At 52.6% G+C, this 2,375-nt stretch carries 1 protein-coding gene; it reads right to left on the reverse strand.

Features of this window, described 5'->3' with window-relative positions; translation table 11 throughout:
• Positions 1-2,275, reverse strand: a 2,275-nt coding sequence (locus FQK12_RS07340; RefSeq protein ID WP_261392853.1) for a T6SS effector BTH_I2691 family protein, incomplete at its 3' end; no start/stop codon positions are given.
• Positions 2,276-2,375: the final 100 nt, after the last annotated feature.

Genomic DNA, 2,375 nt, shown 5'->3' on the forward strand with positions numbered 1-2,375 from the left:
CCACGCCACCGATCACTCCAGCCACTTTCAGCATTGGGTGCACCATCTCTTTGCTCGCCTGGAACATCGTATAGGTCTGCCCGACGATTTCTGCCCCAGTCGCCATCATTAAAAGCGTTCCCGAGCCAAGCGACATTACAGATTGTGAGTCAGGTAGCCAGGTTTTCAGCGATTTCATATTCTCGTGCATGGTATGGATCTGAAAACCAAGCATGACTCCGGCTAGCACCAGTCCCAGGCTGCCTGCATAAAAACTCGGCGGCAGTTCAGACTGAAAGCCTGCGACTCTGCGCATATCTGCGGCGCTTAAAGGAATTTCCCCTGTTGTCAGAGAGTGGCTGACTATCTCTGGTGTCAGGTCCGGCAGTCCTGCCAACTGAGATGGATTTTTAAGCAAGTTCCCCGATTTTATCGCCGACGCGCTCGTCCCCGCCTTGCGTGCTGCCTGCTTAAACATCAACGAGTCAACCGTTTTCAAAGGAGCCGCCAGTTTGACCTGAATTTTACGGTCCAGGATTACCGGGTCGGTGATTTCAGGCCAGTGACCAGCCCGGGAAGTACTGATGATACTGTCAGCATTTTCAAGACGTTGAGTCAGAACTGATTGTCCGTGGGTATTTAATGGCTTACGCACGACATTCTGATAATCCCTGACGGTCATTTCTCCGGAATAAACCGCCACCACAGGCCCTTCACCTGCTGCACAGGCCAGGGCCGACATTGTCCGGACAAACCCGGCTTCCGCTTTCGCTGAAAGCACGTTGCTCAGTTGACTGAACGCCCCATTCAGCGACATCACCAGGCTTGCTGTTGTTTGCCTGAAGGCGTCGCTGTTAAGGAAATGCCCCATCTCGTCGCTATTGAGCAGCGTTTTAAGATTGGCGTAAGTCATCGTCCCGTCATAGACCGACGTCGGCAGATCTTTTCTGCCGGCTAGCAAAGCCCTGTAAGGTGGACTTTTCGGGTCCTGCATCCATGAAAGCCAGACGGTTTTACCGCCATCAGTCGCTTTATCACTTTTGTCCATCCCTACCATGCCACCGTGGAGATTACCGGCTAGCATGCCCAGAAGTGCAGCCCAACTGATAACACTGGTCTCTGGCGCATAATCATGCTCGATCACGGTATGCCAAAAAACCGACTGATAAGCCGCACTTAAATCCTGTACGACAGATTTCAGCTTCCGCTGGTAGCCATCTACCGTTGACTGATAACCCGAGGCAAATTCAGCGCGAATTGACTCATGGTAATAGTCCTCCAGTCGCTCCATCGCATCCTGGGTTTTCATGGATACCCGTTTGGCACGGCTGATGGGATATTTTCCGGGAATCGCTCGGATGGTGGGATCTGTAGCTATTTTTTCCGCTATTCCGGCCCGAATTTGTATAATGGCATCTGATATCATCTTCTTATGCCGATTTTCAGTCTTAGCCTGATAGTCGGTCATTACCTTAACGACATCCATTCTGGCACTGTTCAATTCCTGAACCATCCCGATGGCATCATCCAGCACAATGGCATGCACCACACCGTACTGCTCCTGTAACTCCGCAACCTTATTACCCAGCGCCGTCTGCTTCCTGATATCCCTTCGCGGATAAAAACCATACGCGCCACCGGGCCGCCCTTCTTTTCCGACAATACTCGGGAATTTTTCTGTCGCAAACTCCAGCACGTTCTTTGTCAGAGCTGAGAGCGTGGGGTCAAGCGTCAGGCTGCGCCCCGCACCTTCAATTGTCGCTGTTTTCCCGTCAGCAATAGTCACTTGCGTAAAACGCGGTGCCCGGGCTCCGGCTTGTTTATATTTCGCCAGCACTTCCCGGGGCCACGGGTCATTGCTGAAGGCCACGGCTGCATGGGTATGCTTCGGATCGATATTGATAAAGCTGCTGCGGATATCATGATTCTGCTGCAGGCAGGCGGCACTCAGAGGCTCCACTTTCCCTCCTTCCGGCATTTCGTTCGCATTGAACATGCGCAAAAAGCCCTGCGGGGTGACCTGGTAGGCATACCAGACCTGTTTATCTGCCAGAACATACACATAGCCCTCGCGCAGTGTTCGCAGGGCGTATTTGAACTCGCCCCCCTTCAGCCCCACATCCTGGTGAGGAACGGCAGGATGCCAGCCGGTATTCACCAGAGAAGCCGGGACTGCAGCCACACGTAGCGGGTATATCGCAACCCCCTTACGCTCACACGACTTACAGCCTGAAGGTGTGGATGCTGCCTGCTGACTTGCCGCTGCATTTTTATTTACCTGTGCTCTCATATCCATTTGTTTATTTCCTGCGGTCATTCAGAAAGCCAGCAGAGCGCTGTCAGTCAGGGAAGAACTTTTTCTACAGCGGTGGTTGATTCAATTTCCAGTGCTTGAG

Origin of the sequence: Klebsiella sp. ME-303 (assembly GCF_007910085.1) — a bacterium.
GTDB classification, from domain to species: Bacteria; Pseudomonadota; Gammaproteobacteria; order Enterobacterales; family Enterobacteriaceae; genus Klebsiella; species Klebsiella michiganensis.